Consider the following 17,516-nt stretch of genomic DNA (forward strand, 5'->3'; position numbering starts at 1 on the left):
GTAGAACCGCTTAACGGACTTGTGACGCGGCGAACTCCGCCACCTGTCGCCCGATCGTGCGCAAATTGTCCGCGACCGTGGTATCCGAGCAGCCCCCTTCGAGGTCGAAGTCGACCTGGCGGGAGTTGATCGCGGCGCCCAGCGGGGTGGGCCAGCCGCGCAGGGCGTGCACGATCGAGCGCAGCGCGGTGAGGGTGGTGACGGCCGCCTGCCAGCCGTGCGCGGCGGCGATGCAGCCGACCGCGCGCCCGTGCAGGTAGGGGCGTTCGTCCTCGCGGAGGTCCTCGATGTAGTCGAGGGCGTTCTTGACCAGGCCGGACACCGTGCCGTGGTAGCCCGGCGAGACCAGCACCACGCCGTCGGCGACCCGCAGCGCGTCGACCAGGCGGCGGGCGTTGGCGGGGCGGTCGGGGACGGCGGGGTCGTAGAACGGCAGCACGAGGTCGGGGCCGGCCACCTCGATGACCTTGGCGCCCGCGTCCGCCGCCGAGTCGAGGACGATGCGCATCGCGCGCTCGGACTGCGAGTTCGGGCGGAGCGACCCGCCGATGCCCACCACCGTGACCGTCATGCCCCGATCCTGCCACCTCCACCTAGCTGGAGGTCCACTCCTGGCTTCGGGACCTACCCGCTAGTAACGTGCGTCTCATGTCGAAGCTCGCCGAGTCGGTTCCCCCCGGTCTGGTCGCCGGCGTCCTGCGGTTCGCGTTCAGCCTGCCCCGGCCGCTGCGCGACCTGGTGATCGGTCGCCCGATCGTGTTGGACGGGCAGCGCCTGCACCCCGAGGCCCAGTTGATCCTGCGCCTGCAGCAACTGTCCGGCGAGGAGTGGACGACGACCACCCCGGCCGCCAACCGCACCGCCCTGACCCGGAGCAACGCGCTGGTCAGCGGCCCGGTCGTGGAGGGCGTGACGGTCCGCGCGGTGGACATGGACGGCGTGCCCGGCCGCTTCTACACGCCGCACGGCCTCGCGGAGGGCTCGCCGCTGCTGGTCTTCTACCACGGTGGCGGGTGGGTTTCGGGTGATCTCGACAGCCACGACAACCTGTGCCGGTTCCTGGCCGTGGCGGCCGGGGTGCGGGTGCTGTCCGCCGACTACCGGCTGGCGCCGGAGCACCCGTTCCCGGCGGCGGCGGACGACGCGCAGGCCGCGTTCGAGTGGGCGGTGGCGAACGCTTCGGGGTTGAAGGTGGACCCGGCGCGGATCGCCCTGGGCGGTGACAGCGCGGGCGGCAACCTGGCGGCGGTGACCGCGTTGCACGCGCGGGTGGCCAAGCCGGTGTTCCTGCTGCTGTTCTACCCGGCGGTGGACGCGACGGTGCGGCGGCGGTCGCGCGAGCTGTTCGGCCGGGGCTTCTTCCTGACCGACGAGAAGATGGACTGGTTCCTGGACCACTACGCGCCGTCGCGCGAGAGCCACGCCGACCCGCGCCTGTCGGTGCTGCTGGCGGAGGACCTGAGCGGCCTGCCGCCGACGTACCTGGCGACGGCGGGCTTCGACCCGCTGCGCGACGAGGGCGAGGCGTTCGCGGAGAAGCTCGCGGCGCAGGGCGTCCCGGTGGTGCTGCGGCGGCACGAGGGCCTGTTCCACGGGTACGCGAACATCCTCGGCGTGGGCGGGGTGTTCCGGGAGGCGGTGGCCGAGGCCGTGGGCGCGCTGCGCACGGGCCTGGCCCTGGCGAACGCCCGCCAGGAGGTCCCGGAAACGGCCTGACGCGACCGGGCCGCCCTCGCTCGCGGTGAGGACGGCCCTCCTCGTCGGTTCTGCTGCTGTGCCACTCGCCCAACACGGCGGCGGCACGCCCGCCACGGCGGTCGAGCGGCCTACTCGCCGAACGCGCCGGCGATCTTGTCGCCGATCTCCTTGTCGATGTTGCGCCAGTACTCGAACACCCGCTTGAGCACCGGTGCCGAGACGCCGTTGGACGCGTGCGCCACCACGGTTTCCACCAGGCGTGCGCGCTGGGCGTCGTCGAACACCTCGCGGATCAGGGTGCCCGCCTGGCCGAAGTCGTCGTCCTCCGCGTGCAGCCGGTACGCCGAGCGCACGACCTCGTCCTCCGCCCCGTACGCGGACACCGTCTCGCCGGCCGCCACCGCGTTGGCGTGCGGGCCGCCGTAGGAGTTGGGCGCGTAGACCGGGTCGGACGCGTTGGTGTAGCGCATCGCGCCGTCCTTGGCGTACGAGTTCACCGGCGACTTGGGGCGGTTCACCGGCAGCTGCGCGTAGTTCGCCCCGATCCGGTACCGGTGCGCGTCCGGGTAGGAGAAGATCCGGCCGATCAGCATCTTGTCCGGGGACGTGCCGATGCCCGGCACCAGGTTCGTCGGCTCGAACGCGGCCTGCTCGATCTCGGCGAAGTAGTCCGCCGGGTTGCGGTCCAGGACCAGCTTGCCGACCTTGACCAGCGGGTAGTCGGCGTGCGGCCACACCTTGGTCAGGTCGAACGGGTTGAACCGGTAGGTCGCGGCCTCCGCGTACGGCATGACCTGCACGTACAGCGTCCACGACGGGAACTCGCCGCGCTCGATGGCGTGCCACAGGTCGGCGCGGTGCGCGTCGGCGTCCTCGCCGGCGACGCGGGCGGCCTCCGCCGAGGTCAGGTTCTGGATGCCCTGGTCGGTCTTGAAGTGGTACTTGACCCAGAACTTCTCGCCGGCCGCGTTCTCCCACAGGTAGGTGTGGGAGCCGTACCCGTTCATGTGCCGCCACGTGCGCGGGATGCCCCGGTCGCCCATCAGCCACGTCACCTGGTGCGCGGTCTGCGGCTGGAGGGTCCAGAAGTCCCACTGCATGTCGTGGTCGCGGCGGCCGGTGTCGGCGCGGCGCTTCTGGGAGCGGATGAAGTCGGGGAACTTGATCGGGTCGCGCAGGAAGAACACCGGGGTGTTGTTGCCGACCAGGTCGTAGTTGCCCTGGGTCGTGTAGAACTTCAGCGCGAAGCCGCGCGGGTCGCGCCAGGTGTCGGGCGAGCCGAGTTCGCCGGCGACGGTGGAGAAGCGCAGCAGCGTCTCGGTCTTCACGCCCGGCTGGAACAGGGCGGCCTTGGTGTAGCGGCTGACGTCCTCGGTGGTCTCGAACCACCCGAACGCCCCGCCGCCCTTGGCGTGCACGACGCGCTCGGGGACGCGTTCGCGGTTGAACTGGGCGTTCTTCTCGATCAGGTAGTGGTCCTGGAGCAGGATCGGCCCGTTCGGGCCCAGGGTCAGCGAGTGGTCGTCGCTGGCCACCGGGATGCCCGCGTTGTTGGTGGTGTGACGCGGTTCGGTCACCGGGGGAACTCCTTCGCGGTCGACTGGCAGTCCGGGCACAGCCCCCAGAACAGGACCTCGGCCTCCTCGACGGCGAAGCCGGACGGGTCGGCGGGGCGCAGGCACGGCGCGGCGCCGTGGACGCAGTCGACGTCCTCGGTCCGACCGCACCGCCTGCACACGAGGTGGTGGTGGTTGTCACCGGTCCGCGTCTCGTAGCGCGCCGGGCTGCCCGCGGGTTCGATGCGGCGCAGCAGACCGGTGCGCGAGCACGCGTGCAGCACGTCGTAGACGGCCTGCGTGGACACGCTGCCCAACCGGGCCCGCACGCCCTCCGCGACCTGTTCGGCCGTGGCGTGCGGGTGTGCGGCGAGCCACTCCAGCACCGCGATCCGGGGCGCGGTGACGCGCAGCCCGGCGTCCTTGAGCAGCTCACGTGGTCCTGGGGTCATGGCTCCTCCACTGCACCACGTTTTCTGGAGTAAGTCAAGAAAACGATTCATTAAAGACATTGCCCGCCCGGTGAAGATGTACCGGTGAACCTCGCCCCCTACTTGGCCGTCCTGCGCACGCCCCGGGTCCCGTCCTTCCTGGTCCTGATGCTGTTCGCGCGGATACCGGCCACGGCGGCGGGCATGACGATCACCATGCACGTCCTGCTCGGCCTCGAACGCGGGTACGGCGCGGCGGGGCTGGTCGGGGCCATGTCCACCATCGGCATCGCCCTCGGGTCACCGCTGATGGGCCGGCTCACCGACCGGCGCGGCCTGCGCGCGATGCTGTCGTTGTCGCTGGTCGTCGAGGGCGTGTTCTGGTTCGTGGCGCCGGCGCTGCCGTTCGGGGCGCTGCTGGTGACGTGCTTCCTGGCGGGGATCGCGACCATGCCGGTGATGTCGCTGGGCCGGCAGATCACCACCGCCCTGGTCGGCGAGTCCGGTCGGCGCACCGCGCTGGCGCTGGACTCGATGGCCGTCGAGGTGGCGTTCATGGGCGGGCCGGCGCTGGGCGTGTTCCTCACCACCCACTGGGGCAGCCGGGTCGCCATGTGGACCATCGGCGCGCTGCTGGTGCTGTTCGGCCTGGTCCTGGCCGCGGTGGACCCGCCGGTCAGCTCGACCTCCGGCGAGCGGGCGCCGCGGCGGGAATGGCTGACCCGGCGGCTGGCGGGCGTGCTGATCAGCGCGGGCGGTGCGACGTTCGTGCTGTCCGGCGTGGAGGTGGCGGTCGTCGCGGCCATGCGCGACCTGGGCCTGACCGACTGGATCGGCGCGGTGGTCGTCGTGATGTGCGTCGGCTCGCTGGTCGGCGGCTTCGTCTACGGCGGGGTGCGCACCGCGCCGCCGGTGTGGGTGATGATGGGCGCGATGGGCCTGCTGGCGGTGCCGGTCGGGCTGTTCACCGGGTCGGTGTGGGCGCTGGTGCTCGCTCTGGTGCCGACGAACTTCCTGTGCGCGCCGACGATCGCGGGCACGGGCGACGCGATCGCCGAGCTGACGCCGGGCAACGCGCGGGGCGAGGCGCTGGGGTTGCAGGGTTCGGCGTTCACGCTGGGCGCGGCCCTGGGCGCGCCCCTGACCGGCTGGGTGATCGACCACTCCGCGCCGGGCTGGGGCTTCTTCGTGGCGGGCGTCGGCGCGGTGGCGATCGCGGCGGCCTCGCTGGTGCTGGGCCGGGAGCGGTCAGCGCAGCTCGTGTAGGGCGCGGTAGAGCCTGGCGACCAGGGGGCGGGTCCGGGCGTAGTGCTCGACCACCTCGGGCCCGACCGCGACCCGCTTGGTCGGCTTGATCAGCCGGGCCGCCTCGGTCAGGTCGGACAGGTCGCCCAGCGCGTGCCAGGCGAGCAGCGCCGCGCCGACGCCCGAGCCCTCGCTGTCCTCGGCGATCTCCAGCGGCAGGCCCAGAGTCCCGGCCAGGACGGTCGCCCAGATCTCGCCGCGGAACGCGCCACCCGTCGCCCGGACGGCGTCCACCTCCGCGACCGAGCGCACGGCGTCGAGCACCAACGCGAGTTGCTGCGCCACGCCCTCGACCAGGGCGCGGGTGATCTCCGCCGGACCGTGCTCCCGGCGCACCCCGATCAGGGCGGAGGACGCGTCCGGGTCCCACCACGGAGCCCGTTCGCCGAGCAGGTAGGGCAGGGCGGTGATGCCGGCCGCGCCGGGCGGCACGCGGGAAGCCTCGTCCAGCAACGCGGGCAGGTCCCTGCCGAAGGTGTCCGCCGCCCACCGCGCCACCACGCCGCCGTTGCTGACGGCGCCGCCCAGCACCCACAGCCCGCCGCCGATGGCGTAGCAGAACACCCGCCCGTCCTGGTCCACGGCCGGCCGGTCGCGGACCACCCGCAACGCGCCGCTGGTCCCCAGCGACACCGCCGCCACCCCGGGCACGACCGCGCCGACGCCCAGGTTCGCCATCGGCCCGTCCCCGCCGCCCAGGACGACGGGGGTGCCGAGCGGGAGGCCGGGGACCTCGAAGGTCAGCGGGAGGGCGTCGGTCGGCGCGTGCAGGTCGGGCAGCTCGGCGGCGGTCACGCCCGCGAAGGCCAGCGCCTCGGGGTGCCACGACAGCGTCGCCAGGTCGAGCAGGCCGGTGGCGGAGGCGGAGGAGTGCTCGGTCGCGAGGACGCCGGTGAGCCGGTGGGTGACGAAGTCCTTGAGCCCGCACCACCGGGCGGCCGTGAAGCCCCGCCCGGCGAACCAGGCGAGCTTCACCAGCGGGGACATCGTGTGGATCGGGGTGCCGGTGGCGCGGTGCAGGGCGATCCCGTCGAGCGTGCCGCGCAACCGGGCCACCTCGGCGACGGCCCGGTTGTCCGCCCAGCTCAACGACGGCGTGACCGGGTTGAAGTCGGGCCCCAACCCCACCAGCGTGTGCATCGCGCCCGTCAACGACAGGGCGCGCACGGTGTGCCCGGCGGACGCGACCTCCCGCAACGCGCGAACGGCCGCGCCCCACACCTCTTCCGGGTCGTGCGTCGCCTCACCGGAGGGCGTGGTGCGCATCGGGTACCCGTGCTCCGCCGATGCCACCACGCCCGCGTCCCGGTCGACCGCGATCACCTTGGTCGCCGTAGTTCCCAGGTCGATCGCGAGCACCACGTCCGCCATGACGGCGAACCTACAGCCGGTTGGCCAGTTCCTCGGCGATCTCGTAGGTGTTGAGCGCCGCGCCCTTGCGGAGGTTGTCGCCGCACACGAAGAAGTCCAGCGTGTTCGGGAAGTCCAGCGCCTGGCGCACCCGGCCCACGTAGGTCGGGTCCTCGCCGACGACGTCGGCCGGCGTCGGGAACTTCTTCGTCGTCGGGTCGTCCACGAGCACGATCGACGGCTGCGCCTCGAAGATCTTGTGCGCCTGCTCGACGGTCACCTCGCGGGCGAACGTCGCGTGCACCGCCAGCGAGTGCGTCGTCACGACCGGGACGCGCACGCACGTCGCCGACACCTTCAGGTCCGCGATGCCCAGGATCTTGCGGGACTCGTTGCGGACCTTCAGCTCCTCGCTGGTCCAGCCCTCGTCCTTCAGCGACCCCGCCCACGGCACCACGTTCAGCGCCAGCGGGGCCGGGAACGGCGAGTCCGACACCGGCAGGCCGGCGGCCTCCAGCGCCTCCCGCACGTCACCCGCGCGGACGCCGACCTCCTTGCCCGCCAACGCCTCCAGCTCGCCGTACAGGCGGTCGATCGCCGCCTGGCCGCCGCCGGACGCCGCCTGGTAGGACGCCACGACCAGCTCGCGCAGCCCGAACTCCCGGTGCAGCGCGCCCAGCGCGGCCATCATCGACAGGGTCGTGCAGTTCGGGTTCGCGATGATCCCCTTGGGGCGCTCGGAGATCTGGTCCGCGTTGACCTCCGGCACCACCAGCGGCACCTCGGGGTCCATGCGGAACGCGCCCGAGTTGTCCACCGCCACCGCGCCGCGCGCCGCCGCGATCGGGGCCCACTGCGCGGACACCTCGTCCGGCACGTCGAACATCGCGATGTCGACGCCGTCGAAGGCCTCCGGCGACAGCGCGACGACGGTCAGCTCCTCGCCGCGCACGGTGATCTTCTTGCCCGCCGAGCGCGCGGACGCGATCAGCCGGATCTCACCCCACGGCACGGACGGCCGGCCGTTGATGATGTCGATCATGACGGTGCCCACGGCGCCGGTCGCGCCCACCAGGGCCAGGCTGGGCTTGCGCGGGGTACCCGCACCCGAGTTGCTCATCGTCCACTCCCGGCGTACACCACGGCCTCTTCGTCCCCGCCCAGCTCGAACGCGTCGTGCAGCGCACGGACCGCGTCGTCGAGCTGGGTGTCCCGGCAGATCACGGAGATTCGGATCTCCGAAGTCGAGATGATCTCGATGTTCACGCCCGCCGACGCGAGCGCCTCGCAGAACGTGGCGGTCACGCCGGGGTGCGAGCGCATGCCCGCGCCGATCAGCGACACCTTGCCCACGTGGTCGTCGTAGAGGACCTGCTCGAAGCCGATCTCCTCACGCGCCTTGTTCAGCGCCGCCACGGCCCGCGGGCCGTCGTCCTTGGACAGCGTGAAGGTCACGTCGGTGCGGCCGGACACGGCCTGGGACACGTTCTGCACGACCATGTCGATGTCGAGTTCCGCCTCGGCCACGACGCGGAAGATGCGGGCCGCCACGCCGGGGTGGTCCGGCACCGCCGTCACGGTGACCTTGGCCTCCGACCGGTCGTGCGCGACGCCGGTGATCATCGCCTGTTCCACGGGAAGGTCCTCCACTGACCCGGACACGATGGTCCCGGGCTTGTTGCTGAACGAAGATCGGACGTGCACCGGGACGCCGTAGCGGCGGGCGTACTCGACGCAGCGGAGCATGAGCACCTTGGCCCCGCACGCCGCCATTTCGAGCATCTCCTCGTAGGTGATGGTCTCCAGCCGCTTGGCGTTCGGCACGATGCGCGGGTCGGCGGTGAACACGCCGTCCACGTCGGTGTAGATCTCGCAGACGTCGGCCTTGAGCGCCGCCGCGAGGGCCACCGCGGTGGTGTCGGTGCCGCCGCGGCCCAGCGTGGTGATCTCCTTGCTGTCCTGGCTCACGCCCTGGAAGCCCGCGACGATCGCGATGGCGCCCTCGGACAGCGCGTCCTGGATGCGGCTGGGCGTCACGTCGATGATGCGCGCCTTGCCGTGCACGGACGTGGTGATCACGCCGGCCTGCGAGCCGGTGTAGGACCGCGCCTGCGCGCCCAGCGAGTGGATCGCCATGGCCAGCAACGACATGGAGATGCGCTCACCGGACGTGAGCAGCATGTCCATCTCGCGGGCGGGCGGCACCGGGGACACCTGGCGCGCGAGGTCGAGCAGCTCGTCGGTCGTGTCACCCATGGCGGAGACCGCGACGACGACGTCGTTGCCCGCCTTCCTGGTCGCGACGATGCGCTCGGCCACCCGTTTGATCCGCTCGGCGCTCTCGACCGAGGAACCGCCGTACTTCTGGACGACGAGCGCCACTGATCCTTCTCCCTCCGAGCCGACAACGGGCGAGGGGCGTTCCACGCAGCCGGTTACGCGGGCGTGAAACCCCAGCTCGGGGGCAGACTACCTGGCCCAAGGAGTGGACAGCGGGCACCGTGACGGGCACTACCCTGTCCTGCTGTGTCGACCCTGGAGGCGGTTCGCGTGGAGCCCGAGGACGCGCCGAGCGCGCGTGACCGGCTGGCGCGCGCGGCCAGACACCGGGTCACCCTGGCCCTGGCCCCGGCCGTCGCGTACCTGGTGGTGCGGGAGTTCGGGCTGCTGGTGCTGGCGCTGATGGCGGACCGGTGGAACAAGGACGTCACCCGCGCGCTCACGTCGTGGGACGGGCAGTGGTTCCTGGGGATCGCCGAGGGCGGGTACGGCAGCGTGCCGCCGTTCCTGGTGGACGCGTTCGGGCGGCGCAGCCCCGAGACGCCGCTGGCGTTCTTCCCCGGCTACCCGGCGCTGGTGCGGTGGGTGGACGGGCTGCCGGGCGTCGAGCCGGTCGGCGCGGCGTTCGCGGTGAGCCTGGTCAGCGGGGTGTTCTGCGCCTACGGGTTGCAGCGGCTCGGGTCGCGGGTGTTCGGCGGGTCCTACCGCGCGGGTCTCGTCCTGGTGGTGCTGTTCGCGGCCTCGCCGATGGCGGTCGTGCTGTCGATGACGTACTCCGAGGCGACGTTCTGCGCGTTGGCCGCGTGGTCGCTGGTGGGCGTGGTCGAACGGCGGTGGGTGCTGGCCGGGCTGTGCTGCGCGTGCGCCGGTCTGGTGCGGCCGACGGCGGCGGCGCTGATCCTGGCGGTGTGCCTGGCGGCTCTGGTCGAGATCGTGCGGCGGCGGGACTCGTGGCGGCCGTGGGTGGGTGGTCTGATCGCCCCGCTCGGGCTGCTCGGGTACCTGGCGTACGTGGCGGTGCGCACCGGCCAGTGGGACGGGTGGTTCGCCGTGCAGCAGCGCGGGTGGGACTCCCGGTTCGACGGCGGGGCGGCCACGTGGAAGTTCGCCCTGCTCGTCCTGGGTGAGCCGCGGTCGGTGCTGGAGCTGGCCACGGTGTGGTTCCTGGTCGTGGCGATCGCCCTGGTCGTGCTCGGGCTCCGGCACGGGCTGGAGTGGCCGCTGGTGGTCTACGGGGCCGGGGTGCTGGCCATGGACCTGGGGTCGAACGGCCTGATGAACTCCAAGGCCAGGTTGTTGCTGCCCGCGTTCACGCTGCTCGTGCCGGTGGCGCTGGCGCTGGCGCGGCGGCGGACGTCCACGGTGGTGGCGGTGCTGACGGGGTTGGTGGTGTTCAGCGCCTGGTTCGGCGCCTACGCCATCACGGCTTGGCAGTATGCGATCTGATGGAACTGAACCCGATCATCGCCCGGCGCTGGAGCCCGCGCGCGTTCGACCCGTCGGCCGTGCTGACCGCGGCCGACCTGCGGCCGTTGCTGGAGGCCGCCCGGTGGGCCCCTTCGCACGGCAACACCCAGCCGGCGCGGTTCGTCGTCGGGTTCCGGGGCGACCCGGGGTTCGAGCGCGTCTTCGACGCGTTGCGGCCGGGCAACCAGGCCTGGGCGGGGCGCGCCTCGGCGCTGGTGGTGGCCTGCCGGGTGACCGGGGACGACCGCGGGCCGATGCCCAACACCGAGTACGGCGTGGGTCTGGCGGTGGCGAACCTGAGCCTCCAGGCGGTGGAGAACGGCCTGGTCACGCACCAGATGGGCGGGTTCTCGAAGGACGCGGTGCGCGACGCCTTCGGACTCCCGGAGGACGTGGTCCCCGTGGTCGTGGTGGCCGTCGGGGTGCTCGGCGACGACTCGGACCTGCCGGAGGACCTGCGCGCGCGGGAGCGGCGGGTCCGCAAGCGCAAACCGCTCACCGAGACGGTCTTCACCGGCAGCTGGGGACAGCCGCTGTACTCAGCCGAGCCGGCGGACGAGCTTCACGACCAGTGACCGCGCGATGAGCCAGAAGACGGCCGCGATGCCGTAGTTGACCAGGACGCGCAGCTTGGCGTCCTCGGGCGTGAACAGGTCGCGGAAGCCGAGCGCGAACCTGTCGGCCCAGGTCGCGACCGTCGTGGTGATCGAGTTGGCCGGGTTCGCCCCGCCCACGGTCAGCAGGACGTGCGCGACCAGGACGACCGCGACGAGCAGCCCGACCCAGCCGACGACTCCCGCCACGACCGACACGATCCGCGTCCGCACATCCGAAGACGCCGTGTGCTCAGCCATGACGGGAGTCTGGCACGGATCACCTGGCTACGACACGGGCCAGGACGCCCGTCACCACCAGCCAGAACACCGCCGCGAGACCGTAGTTCACGATGACGTCCAGGTTGGGGTTGCCGAACTGGAACAGCCCTGGGAAGAACAGCGCCAGCGGCTCGGCGAGCTGCTGGATGAAGCGGAAGAACGCGTTGGCCTGGTTCGCCCCGAAGAGGATCATCAGGATGTAGAGGACCTCGATGAGTGCGAACACAGCGCCCACGCCGCTGATCACTCTCGCGGCGGTGAAGCTGCCGCTGCGCGTTGAGGTTCGCCATCTGGACATGCCGTTCAGGTACCTCACACGAACGAGTGATAAACACCCGCTAACCCCGACCACCTGCTCGGACGCCCCACGCCTGCGAACCGTCCGGCACGTCCACCATGTGGGCGTCCGGTTCCAGGTCCCGGCGGAATGTGGTTAACCTGTCGAACGTGGCACGTGCCCTCCTGCTTCGCCGCCGTGACGGGGTCTGATCAGACCGGCCCCCCGTCGCGGGATCGAGCGTTGCCGCCGGTCGTCCTCCCGAACGGCCAGCAGGAGCTGTGAGCACCATGACCACGTCACCCGACGCGTACACGTCCGGCGCCAGCCGCATCCGCACCCCGGCCCGCCCCGCGCCCGCCGACCAGCCCGCCTGGAACCCGCAGCGCGGCACGTCGATGCCGGTGCACCGCTACCGACCGTTCCACGAGCAGGTGGAGACCGTCGACGTACCGGACCGCACCTGGCCGACCAAGCGGATCGAGAAGGCCCCGCTGTGGTGCGCGGTGGACCTGCGCGACGGCAACCAGGCCCTGATCGACCCGATGTCCCCCGCCCGCAAGCGCAAGATGTTCGACCTGCTGGTGCGGATGGGCTTCAAGGAGATCGAGGTCGGCTTCCCGGCCGCCTCGCAGACCGACTTCGACTTCGTCCGCGAGATCATCGAGGACGGGGCGATCCCGCCGGACGTCACCATCCAGGTGCTGACGCAGTGCCGGCCCGAGCTGATCTCCCGCACGTTCGAGTCGCTGCGCGGCGCGCACAAGGCGATCGTCCACTTCTACAACTCCACGTCGATCCTCCAGCGGCGCGTGGTGTTCAAGTCCGACCGCGAGGGCATCAAGAAGATCGCCACCGACGCGGCGGCGTTCGCGCTGGAGGAGGCGAAGAAGTACCCGGAGACGGACTTCCGCTACGAGTACTCCCCCGAGTCCTACACCGGCACCGAGCTGTCCTACGCGCTGGAGGTGTGCGACGCGGTCTCCGCGGTCGTCCAGCCCACGCCCGAGAAGCCGCTGATCGTCAACCTGCCCGCGACCGTCGAGATGGCCACGCCCAACGTGTACGCCGACTCGATCGAGTGGATGTCGCGCAACCTGGCCCGCCGCGACTCGATCATCCTGTCGCTGCACCCGCACAACGACCGGGGCACCGGCGTGGCCGCCGCCGAGCTGGGCTACCTGGCGGGCGCGGACCGCATCGAGGGCTGCCTGTTCGGCAACGGCGAGCGCACCGGCAACGTGTGCCTGGTGACGCTGGGCATGAACATGTTCAGCCAGGGCGTGGACCCGCAGCTGGACTTCTCCGACATCGACGAGGTCCGCCGCACGGTCGAGTACTGCAACCAGCTGCCGGTGCCCGAGCGCCACCCGTACGGCGGCGACCTGGTGTTCACCGCGTTCTCCGGGTCCCACCAGGACGCCATCAAGAAGGGCTTCGAGGCCCTGGAGGACGCGGCCAAGGCGGCCGGGCAGCACGTGGACGAGTTCCCGTGGGAGGTCCCGTACCTGCCGATCGACCCGAAGGACGTGGGCCGCAACTACGAGGCCGTCATCCGGGTCAACTCGCAGTCCGGCAAGGGCGGCGTGGCCTACCTGATGAAGACCGAGCACCACCTGGACCTGCCCCGGCGGTTGCAGGTGGAGTTCTCCCGGGTCATCCAGGAGGTCACCGACACCCAGGGCGGCGAGATCTCGCCCAAGGACATGTGGGACGCGTTCTCCCAGGAGTACCTGGACCCGACCGCGCCGCTGAAGCTGCTGCGCCAGAAGGTGTCCGGCGACGGCAGCGGCCACGAGACGATCAAGGCCGTGGTCGTGGTGGACGGCGAGACCCAGGAGGTCACCGGTTCGGGCAACGGCCCGATCGCCGCGTTCGTCGACGCGCTGGCCTCGGTCGGCTACGACGTGCGGGTGCTGGACTACTTCGAGCACGCCATGTCGTCCGGTGACGACGCCCGGGCGGCGGCCTACCTGGAGTGCGCGGTGGGCGACCGGGTCCTGTGGGGCGTGGGCATCGACTCGTCCACGGTCTCGGCGTCGCTGCGCGCGGTCGTCTCCGCCCTGAACCGGGCCCACCGCTGAGGTTGTCCCGGGGGTCGCCTGAGCCTTTGCTGAAGGTCGGGCGACCCCCGGAGTTCACCCGGTCCGGCTAGCGTTCTCCGATCATGACCGCCCTCGTGGTGCTGTTCGTGGTCGCCGCCGTGCCGTTGGCGCCGACCGAGGCCGTGCTCATCGGCTGCGGTGTGCTGGCGGCGTCCGGCGAGCTGCCGCTGGCCGGGGTGATCGCGGTGGCGGCGGCCGGGTGCTTCGTGGCCGACCTGGTCAACTACTCGCTCGGCCGCAGTGCCGGGATGCGGGCGCTGCGCCGGTTCAGCCGGCGGCCGGGGTCGCGGGCGGTGGTGGAGTGGACGGCGGCGCGGCTGGCCTCGCGGGGCGAGCCGATCCTGGTGGCGGTGCGGTGGGTGCCGGGCGGCGGGTTGGTCGGGGCGTTGCTGGCGGGGTCGTTGCGGTGGCCGAGCCGGCGGTTCGCGCCGGTCGCCCTGGTCGGGGCCGCGCTGTGGAGCGGCTACACGGCGTTGATCGGCTACTTCGGCGGCCAGGTGATCGACGACCCGTTGCTCGCGATCGCCCTGTCGTGGGGCACGGCGGTGCTGATCAGCATCCCGCTCGGCATGGCCGTGAAGGCCGCCCAGCGCCGAGTGGTCGAGACCGCCGCCGCGGCCTGATCACCCGATCGCGCGGTCCAGGCAGGAGCGGACGGCGGCGCGGGCGCGGGTGTAGGCGGCCGGGTCGTCGTGCAGGACGGACTGCGCGTTGGCCATCTCCAGGAACGCGACCAGCTCGAACGCCACCTGCCCCGCGTCCACCGCCAGGTCCGGCACGCCCTCGACGGTCTCCCGGACCAGCGCGTTCCAGCTCCGCCCGTACTCGGCGACCGCGTCGCGCACCCGGCCGGGCCGGGCGTCGAACTCCGCCTGCACCGCGTAGAAGAAGCACCCGCCGGGGAACGTCCGGCGCTCCGAGTAGGCGAGCCACCCCTCCAGCAGCAGCTCCAGCCGCGCCACGCCCGGCGGCAGGTCCAGCGCCGGCGTCACCACCTCGTCCACGAAGATCTTCGCCGCGGCCCGGACGGTGGCCAGCTGGAGCTCCTCCTTGGACCCGAAGTGGGCGAACACGCCGCTCTTGCTGACCTCCAGCTCGGTCGCCAACCGCCCGATCGAGAGGCCCTCCAGCCCCTCGACCGACGCGATCTCCGCGGCCCGCCGCAGGATCTGCCTGCGGGTCTGCTCGCCGCGCTCCACCCGTCCGTCGACCTTCACGCCGCCCACGCTAGCCGCCCTTGACGGCACATCCCAAACTAACTGTACGATCGTTCGTACAAATTCCCGGAGGGGGACCGATGGACCTGCTCGACCTCAACCGCGCCGCGCTGGACCTGAACGCCACGCTCTACCGCAAGCTGGAGCCGCACCACTTCGACCTGCCCACGCCGTGCGCCGGCTGGACCGTCCGCGACCTGCTGCGGCACCAGGTGGACAGCACCTTGAAGTTCGACGCCGCCGCGCGGGAGACCGACAAAGCGCCCCAGGCGAGCGACGACCTGCTGGAGGCGTACCTGGCCGCCGGCGACCGGGTCACCGAGGCCTTCCGCGCCGCCGGGTTCCTCGACCGGCCCAGCGTGTTCCCCGGCTTCGGGCCCCAGCCGGGGCGCGGCCTGGTGGCCGGGCACTTCGTGGACAACCTGGTCCACGCCTGGGACCTCGCGAAAGCGGTCGGGTTCGACCCGACGCTGGACGAGGGGATGGCGTCGGCCGCTTTCAAGATGGCGAGCCGCTACCCCTCGACCCCGGACGTGCGGGGGCCGGGCGCGGCCTTCGGGCTGCCGGTCGACGTGCCGGAGGACGCCCCGCTCACCGACCGGCTCGTGGGCCTGCTCGGCCGGGAGCCCGACTGGCGGGCCTGACGAAGAGCGGGGGTGCGGCCCAGGGGGACGCACCCCCGCTGTGTCTGATGACCGCGACTGGCGTCGCGGCGGCGAGGCCGCCTGGCAGTCGGCTCGTCGCGCCGCGTTTCCCGCCGATCGGAAAAGCTGATCGGCGGGAAGGCGACGCGACAAGCCGACGCGGCCTCGCGTCCTACGGGTTGAGCACCTCGGTCACCGAGGACGGCCCGATCAGCGGCACGTCGGGCGAGATACCGCCCTCCTCCACCAGCACGGTCTCCACCTCGTGCGGCCGGATGCGGCCGGCCTGGATGTCCTCCGCCCAGTGGCACGCCACCTTGTGCCCCGGCCGCACCTCGCGCAGCACGGGCCGGTCGGTGGCGCACTTCGTCTCCTGCTTCCACGGGCACCGGGTGTGGAACCGGCAGCCGTTCGGCGGGTTCGCGGGCGACGGCAGGTCACCGGTGAGCAGGATCCGCTCGCGCCGGTCCTCGACCTCCGGGTCGGGCACCGGGATCGCCGAGAGCAGCGCCTTCGTGTACGGGTGCAGCGGCTCGGCGTAGAGGTCGTCCGAGGACGCCTCCTCCACGATCCCGCCCAGGTACATCACGCCCACCCGGTCGGAGATGTGCCGCACCACGGCCAGGTCGTGCGCGATCACCAGGTAGGTCAGGCCGAACTGCTCCTGCAACTCCTCCAGGAGGTTGACCACCTGCGCCTGCACCGACACGTCCAGCGCGGACACCGGCTCGTCGGCGATGATCAGGTCGGGCTCCACCGCCAGCGCGCGGGCGATGCCGATGCGCTGCCGCTGGCCGCCGGAGAACTCGTGCGGGTACTTCCGCAGCGAGGTCGACGGCAGGCCCACCGCCGCGAGCAGCTCGCGCAAGCGCTTGCCGGTCGCCTCGCGGCCCTTGTCCAGGCCGTGCGCCCGCAGCCCCTCGACCAGGATCGACTCCACCGACTGCCGCGGGTCCAGCGACGACATCGGGTCCTGGAAGACCATCTGGATCCGCCGCCGCATCTTGCGCAGCGACTCGCCCTTGAGCGTCACCAGGTCCGTGCCGTCGAACACGACCTTGCCGCCGGTGGGCTCCACCAGCCGCAGCATGCCGCGCCCGAGCGTGGACTTGCCGCAGCCGGACTCGCCGACCAGGCCGTAGGTCTCGCCGCGCCGGATCTCCAGGTCCACGCCGTCCACGGCGTAGACGTGGCCGACCGTGCGGTCCACGATCAGGCCGCGCTTGATCGGGAAGTGGACCTTCAGGTCCTGCACCGAGACCAGCGACCCGCCCACGGGCGCGTCGGCGGCCGTCGGCTCGACTGCGGCGGTCATGCGGGCACCTCCTGTGCGGCGGGCGTTCCCGGCAGCACCGGGTTGTGGCAGCGCAGCGACCGCCGGTCCTGGAGCTCCAGCGCGGGCGTCACCTGGCGGCACACGTCCAGCGCGTTCGGGCAGCGCGGCGCGAACGCGCAGGCGCTGTCCCAGGGGATGTTGTCCGCCACCGAGCCCTTGATCGGCACCAGCTTCTCGCCGCGCGCCGCGTCCAGGCGCGGGATGGAGGCCAGCAGGCCGTGCGTGTACGGGTGGCGCGGCTCGGCGAACAGCTCGTGCCGCTCCGCCCGTTCCACGACGCGACCGCCGTAGAGGACGTTCACCTCGTCGCACAGCCCCGCCACGACGCCCAGGTCGTGCGTGATCATGATCAGCGCGGTCCCGGTGTCCTGCACCAGCTCCTTGAGCAGGGCCAGGATCTGCGCCTGGATGGTCACGTCGAGCGCGGTGGTCGGCTCGTCGGCGATGAGCAGCCGCGGCCGGCACGCCAGCGCGATCGCGATCAGCGCGCGCTGCCGCATCCCGCCGGAGAGCTGGTGCGGGTACTCCGAGAGCCGCCGGGTCGGGTCGGGGATGCCGACCTTGTCCAGCAGTTCGGCCGCCTCGACCATCGCCTTCTTGCGCGGCATGTCGCGGTGCCGTTCCAGCACCTCGGTGACCTGGAGGCCGATCGGGATCACCGGGTTCAGCGACGACAGCGGGTCCTGGAACACCATGCCCAGGTCCCGGCCGCGCCGGTCCCGCATCTCCCGGTTGGACAGGGTCAGCAGGTCGGTGCCCTCGAACTGCACCTTGCCGGTCACCTTGTTGCCGCGCGCGGGCAGCAGGCCCATGATCGCGAGCGAGGTGACCGACTTGCCGCAGCCGGACTCGCCGACCAGGCCCACGGTCTGCCCCGGGTCGACGTCGAAGGAGACGCCGTCCACGGCGCTGAACGGTTCGGTGCCCCGGCGCTGGAACACCACGCGCAGGTCACGCACTTCGAGCAAGGCCACA

At 72.0% G+C, this 17,516-nt stretch carries 18 protein-coding genes; 7 read left to right on the forward strand and 11 right to left on the reverse strand.

Annotation, left to right across the window (positions count from 1 at the left end; all coding sequences use genetic code 11):
• Window positions 1-10 precede the first annotated feature (10 nt).
• Window positions 11-571: an NADPH-dependent FMN reductase gene (locus tag ABD126_RS21410; RefSeq protein WP_343935639.1), complete on the reverse strand. Its 561-nt coding sequence runs from the start codon at window positions 569-571 to the stop codon at window positions 11-13.
• A gap of 77 nt (window positions 572-648) precedes the next feature.
• Here ABD126_RS21410 and ABD126_RS21415 point away from each other — a divergent pair, with 77 nt between their 5' ends.
• Entirely contained in the window at window positions 649-1,716 is a 1,068-nt protein-coding gene (locus ABD126_RS21415; RefSeq protein WP_343935640.1) for an alpha/beta hydrolase, read from the forward strand.
• 110 nt (window positions 1,717-1,826) lie between these two features.
• Here the strand turns inward: ABD126_RS21415 and ABD126_RS21420 are convergent, their stop codons facing one another.
• The gene (locus tag ABD126_RS21420; RefSeq protein WP_343935641.1) at window positions 1,827-3,275 is read right to left on the reverse strand and encodes a catalase; all 1,449 of its coding nucleotides are present in this window, start codon (window positions 3,273-3,275) and stop codon (window positions 1,827-1,829) included.
• Window positions 3,272-3,706 carry a Fur family transcriptional regulator gene (locus ABD126_RS21425; protein ID WP_343935642.1) on the reverse strand — a complete coding sequence of 145 codons (435 nt, stop codon included), beginning with the start codon at window positions 3,704-3,706 and terminating at the stop codon, window positions 3,272-3,274. Before ABD126_RS21425 ends, ABD126_RS21420 begins: the two co-directional genes overlap by 4 nt.
• Window positions 3,707-3,790: 84 nt before the next feature.
• Between ABD126_RS21425 and ABD126_RS21430 the strand changes: the two genes are divergently transcribed.
• On the forward strand, window positions 3,791-4,951 hold the full coding sequence (locus tag ABD126_RS21430) for an MFS transporter (protein ID WP_343935643.1): 1,161 nt from the start codon (window positions 3,791-3,793) through the stop codon (window positions 4,949-4,951).
• On the opposite strand, the gene ABD126_RS21435 is transcribed toward ABD126_RS21430, so the two are convergent.
• Genes ABD126_RS21435 through ABD126_RS21445 form a run of 3 tightly spaced genes read right to left on the reverse strand, consistent with a single transcriptional unit; the run spans window position 4,934 to window position 8,722 of the window.
• Window positions 4,934-6,361 carry a gluconokinase gene (locus ABD126_RS21435; RefSeq protein ID WP_343935644.1) on the reverse strand — a complete coding sequence of 476 codons (1,428 nt, stop codon included), beginning with the start codon at window positions 6,359-6,361 and terminating at the stop codon, window positions 4,934-4,936. The two genes, ABD126_RS21430 and ABD126_RS21435, sit on opposite strands and share 18 nt — an antisense overlap.
• 10 nt (window positions 6,362-6,371) lie before the next feature.
• Entirely contained in the window at window positions 6,372-7,460 is a 1,089-nt protein-coding gene (locus ABD126_RS21440; RefSeq protein ID WP_343935645.1) for an aspartate-semialdehyde dehydrogenase, read from the reverse strand.
• Window positions 7,457-8,722 (reverse strand): aspartate kinase, encoded by a 1,266-nt coding sequence (locus tag ABD126_RS21445; RefSeq protein WP_121223638.1) that lies wholly within the window; start codon window positions 8,720-8,722, stop codon window positions 7,457-7,459. Before ABD126_RS21445 ends, ABD126_RS21440 begins: the two co-directional genes overlap by 4 nt.
• 144 nt (window positions 8,723-8,866) lie before the next feature.
• On the opposite strand from ABD126_RS21445, the gene ABD126_RS21450 reads away from it, so the two are divergent.
• Both ABD126_RS21450 and ABD126_RS21455 read left to right on the forward strand, forming a co-directional pair.
• Complete coding sequence (locus ABD126_RS21450) at window positions 8,867-10,066, forward strand: hypothetical protein (protein WP_343935646.1); 1,200 nt, start codon at window positions 8,867-8,869, stop codon at window positions 10,064-10,066.
• On the forward strand, window positions 10,066-10,662 hold the full coding sequence (locus tag ABD126_RS21455) for a nitroreductase family protein (protein WP_343935648.1): 597 nt from the start codon (window positions 10,066-10,068) through the stop codon (window positions 10,660-10,662). Before ABD126_RS21450 ends, ABD126_RS21455 begins: the two co-directional genes overlap by 1 nt.
• Here ABD126_RS21455 and ABD126_RS21460 read toward each other — a convergent pair.
• Both ABD126_RS21460 and ABD126_RS21465 read right to left on the reverse strand, forming a co-directional pair.
• Window positions 10,627-10,941 (reverse strand): hypothetical protein, encoded by a 315-nt coding sequence (locus tag ABD126_RS21460; RefSeq protein ID WP_343935649.1) that lies wholly within the window; start codon window positions 10,939-10,941, stop codon window positions 10,627-10,629. The two genes, ABD126_RS21455 and ABD126_RS21460, sit on opposite strands and share 36 nt — an antisense overlap.
• Before the next feature lie 19 nt (window positions 10,942-10,960).
• Entirely contained in the window at window positions 10,961-11,260 is a 300-nt protein-coding gene (locus ABD126_RS21465) for a hypothetical protein (protein WP_343935650.1), read from the reverse strand.
• Between the two features lie 269 nt (window positions 11,261-11,529).
• On the opposite strand from ABD126_RS21465, the gene leuA reads away from it, so the two are divergent.
• The gene (gene leuA, locus ABD126_RS21470; RefSeq protein ID WP_343935651.1) at window positions 11,530-13,323 is read left to right on the forward strand and encodes a 2-isopropylmalate synthase; all 1,794 of its coding nucleotides are present in this window, start codon (window positions 11,530-11,532) and stop codon (window positions 13,321-13,323) included.
• Between the two features lie 83 nt (window positions 13,324-13,406).
• Window positions 13,407-13,967: a DedA family protein gene (locus ABD126_RS21475; RefSeq protein ID WP_343935652.1), complete on the forward strand. Its 561-nt coding sequence runs from the start codon at window positions 13,407-13,409 to the stop codon at window positions 13,965-13,967.
• Here ABD126_RS21475 and ABD126_RS21480 read toward each other — a convergent pair whose 3' ends face one another.
• Window positions 13,968-14,561: a TetR/AcrR family transcriptional regulator gene (locus tag ABD126_RS21480; RefSeq protein WP_343935653.1), complete on the reverse strand. Its 594-nt coding sequence runs from the start codon at window positions 14,559-14,561 to the stop codon at window positions 13,968-13,970. It abuts the gene before it with no gap.
• A gap of 80 nt (window positions 14,562-14,641) precedes the next feature.
• Here ABD126_RS21480 and ABD126_RS21485 point away from each other — a divergent pair, with 80 nt between their 5' ends.
• Window positions 14,642-15,205, forward strand: coding sequence for a TIGR03086 family metal-binding protein (locus ABD126_RS21485; protein ID WP_343935654.1), 564 nt, complete (start codon window positions 14,642-14,644; stop codon window positions 15,203-15,205).
• A 172-nt stretch (window positions 15,206-15,377) separates the two neighbouring features.
• Here ABD126_RS21485 and ABD126_RS21490 read toward each other — a convergent pair whose 3' ends face one another.
• Both ABD126_RS21490 and ABD126_RS21495 read right to left on the reverse strand, forming a co-directional pair.
• Window positions 15,378-16,520 carry an ABC transporter ATP-binding protein gene (locus ABD126_RS21490; RefSeq protein WP_343935655.1) on the reverse strand — a complete coding sequence of 381 codons (1,143 nt, stop codon included), beginning with the start codon at window positions 16,518-16,520 and terminating at the stop codon, window positions 15,378-15,380.
• Window positions 16,517-17,515 carry an ABC transporter ATP-binding protein gene (locus ABD126_RS21495; RefSeq protein WP_343935657.1) on the reverse strand — a complete coding sequence of 333 codons (999 nt, stop codon included), beginning with the start codon at window positions 17,513-17,515 and terminating at the stop codon, window positions 16,517-16,519. Before ABD126_RS21495 ends, ABD126_RS21490 begins: the two co-directional genes overlap by 4 nt.
• Between the last annotated feature and the right edge of the window lies 1 nt (window position 17,516).

This window comes from Saccharothrix mutabilis subsp. mutabilis (genome assembly GCF_039521145.1).
Taxonomy (GTDB): domain Bacteria; phylum Actinomycetota; class Actinomycetes; order Mycobacteriales; family Pseudonocardiaceae; genus Actinosynnema; species Actinosynnema mutabilis.

What these genes read in the sequence shown, in the direction of transcription:
- ABD126_RS21410 (WP_343935639.1), bottom strand. Translation starts at nt 571, where the DNA reads ATGACGGTCACGGTGGTGGGCATCGGCGGGTCGCTCCGCCCGAACTCG.
- ABD126_RS21425 (WP_343935642.1), bottom strand. Translation starts at nt 3,706, where the DNA reads ATGACCCCAGGACCACGTGAGCTGCTCAAGGACGCCGGGCTGCGCGTC.
- ABD126_RS21475 (WP_343935652.1), top strand. Translation starts at nt 13,407, where the DNA reads ATGACCGCCCTCGTGGTGCTGTTCGTGGTCGCCGCCGTGCCGTTGGCG.
- ABD126_RS21435 (WP_343935644.1), bottom strand. Translation starts at nt 6,361, where the DNA reads ATGGCGGACGTGGTGCTCGCGATCGACCTGGGAACTACGGCGACCAAG.
- ABD126_RS21485 (WP_343935654.1), top strand. Translation starts at nt 14,642, where the DNA reads ATGGACCTGCTCGACCTCAACCGCGCCGCGCTGGACCTGAACGCCACG.
- ABD126_RS21490 (WP_343935655.1), bottom strand. Translation starts at nt 16,520, where the DNA reads ATGACCGCCGCAGTCGAGCCGACGGCCGCCGACGCGCCCGTGGGCGGG.
- ABD126_RS21455 (WP_343935648.1), top strand. Translation starts at nt 10,066, where the DNA reads ATGGAACTGAACCCGATCATCGCCCGGCGCTGGAGCCCGCGCGCGTTC.
- ABD126_RS21460 (WP_343935649.1), bottom strand. Translation starts at nt 10,941, where the DNA reads ATGGCTGAGCACACGGCGTCTTCGGATGTGCGGACGCGGATCGTGTCG.
- ABD126_RS21440 (WP_343935645.1), bottom strand. Translation starts at nt 7,460, where the DNA reads ATGAGCAACTCGGGTGCGGGTACCCCGCGCAAGCCCAGCCTGGCCCTG.
- ABD126_RS21465 (WP_343935650.1), bottom strand. Translation starts at nt 11,260, where the DNA reads ATGTCCAGATGGCGAACCTCAACGCGCAGCGGCAGCTTCACCGCCGCG.
- ABD126_RS21415 (WP_343935640.1), top strand. Translation starts at nt 649, where the DNA reads ATGTCGAAGCTCGCCGAGTCGGTTCCCCCCGGTCTGGTCGCCGGCGTC.
- leuA (WP_343935651.1), top strand. Translation starts at nt 11,530, where the DNA reads ATGACCACGTCACCCGACGCGTACACGTCCGGCGCCAGCCGCATCCGC.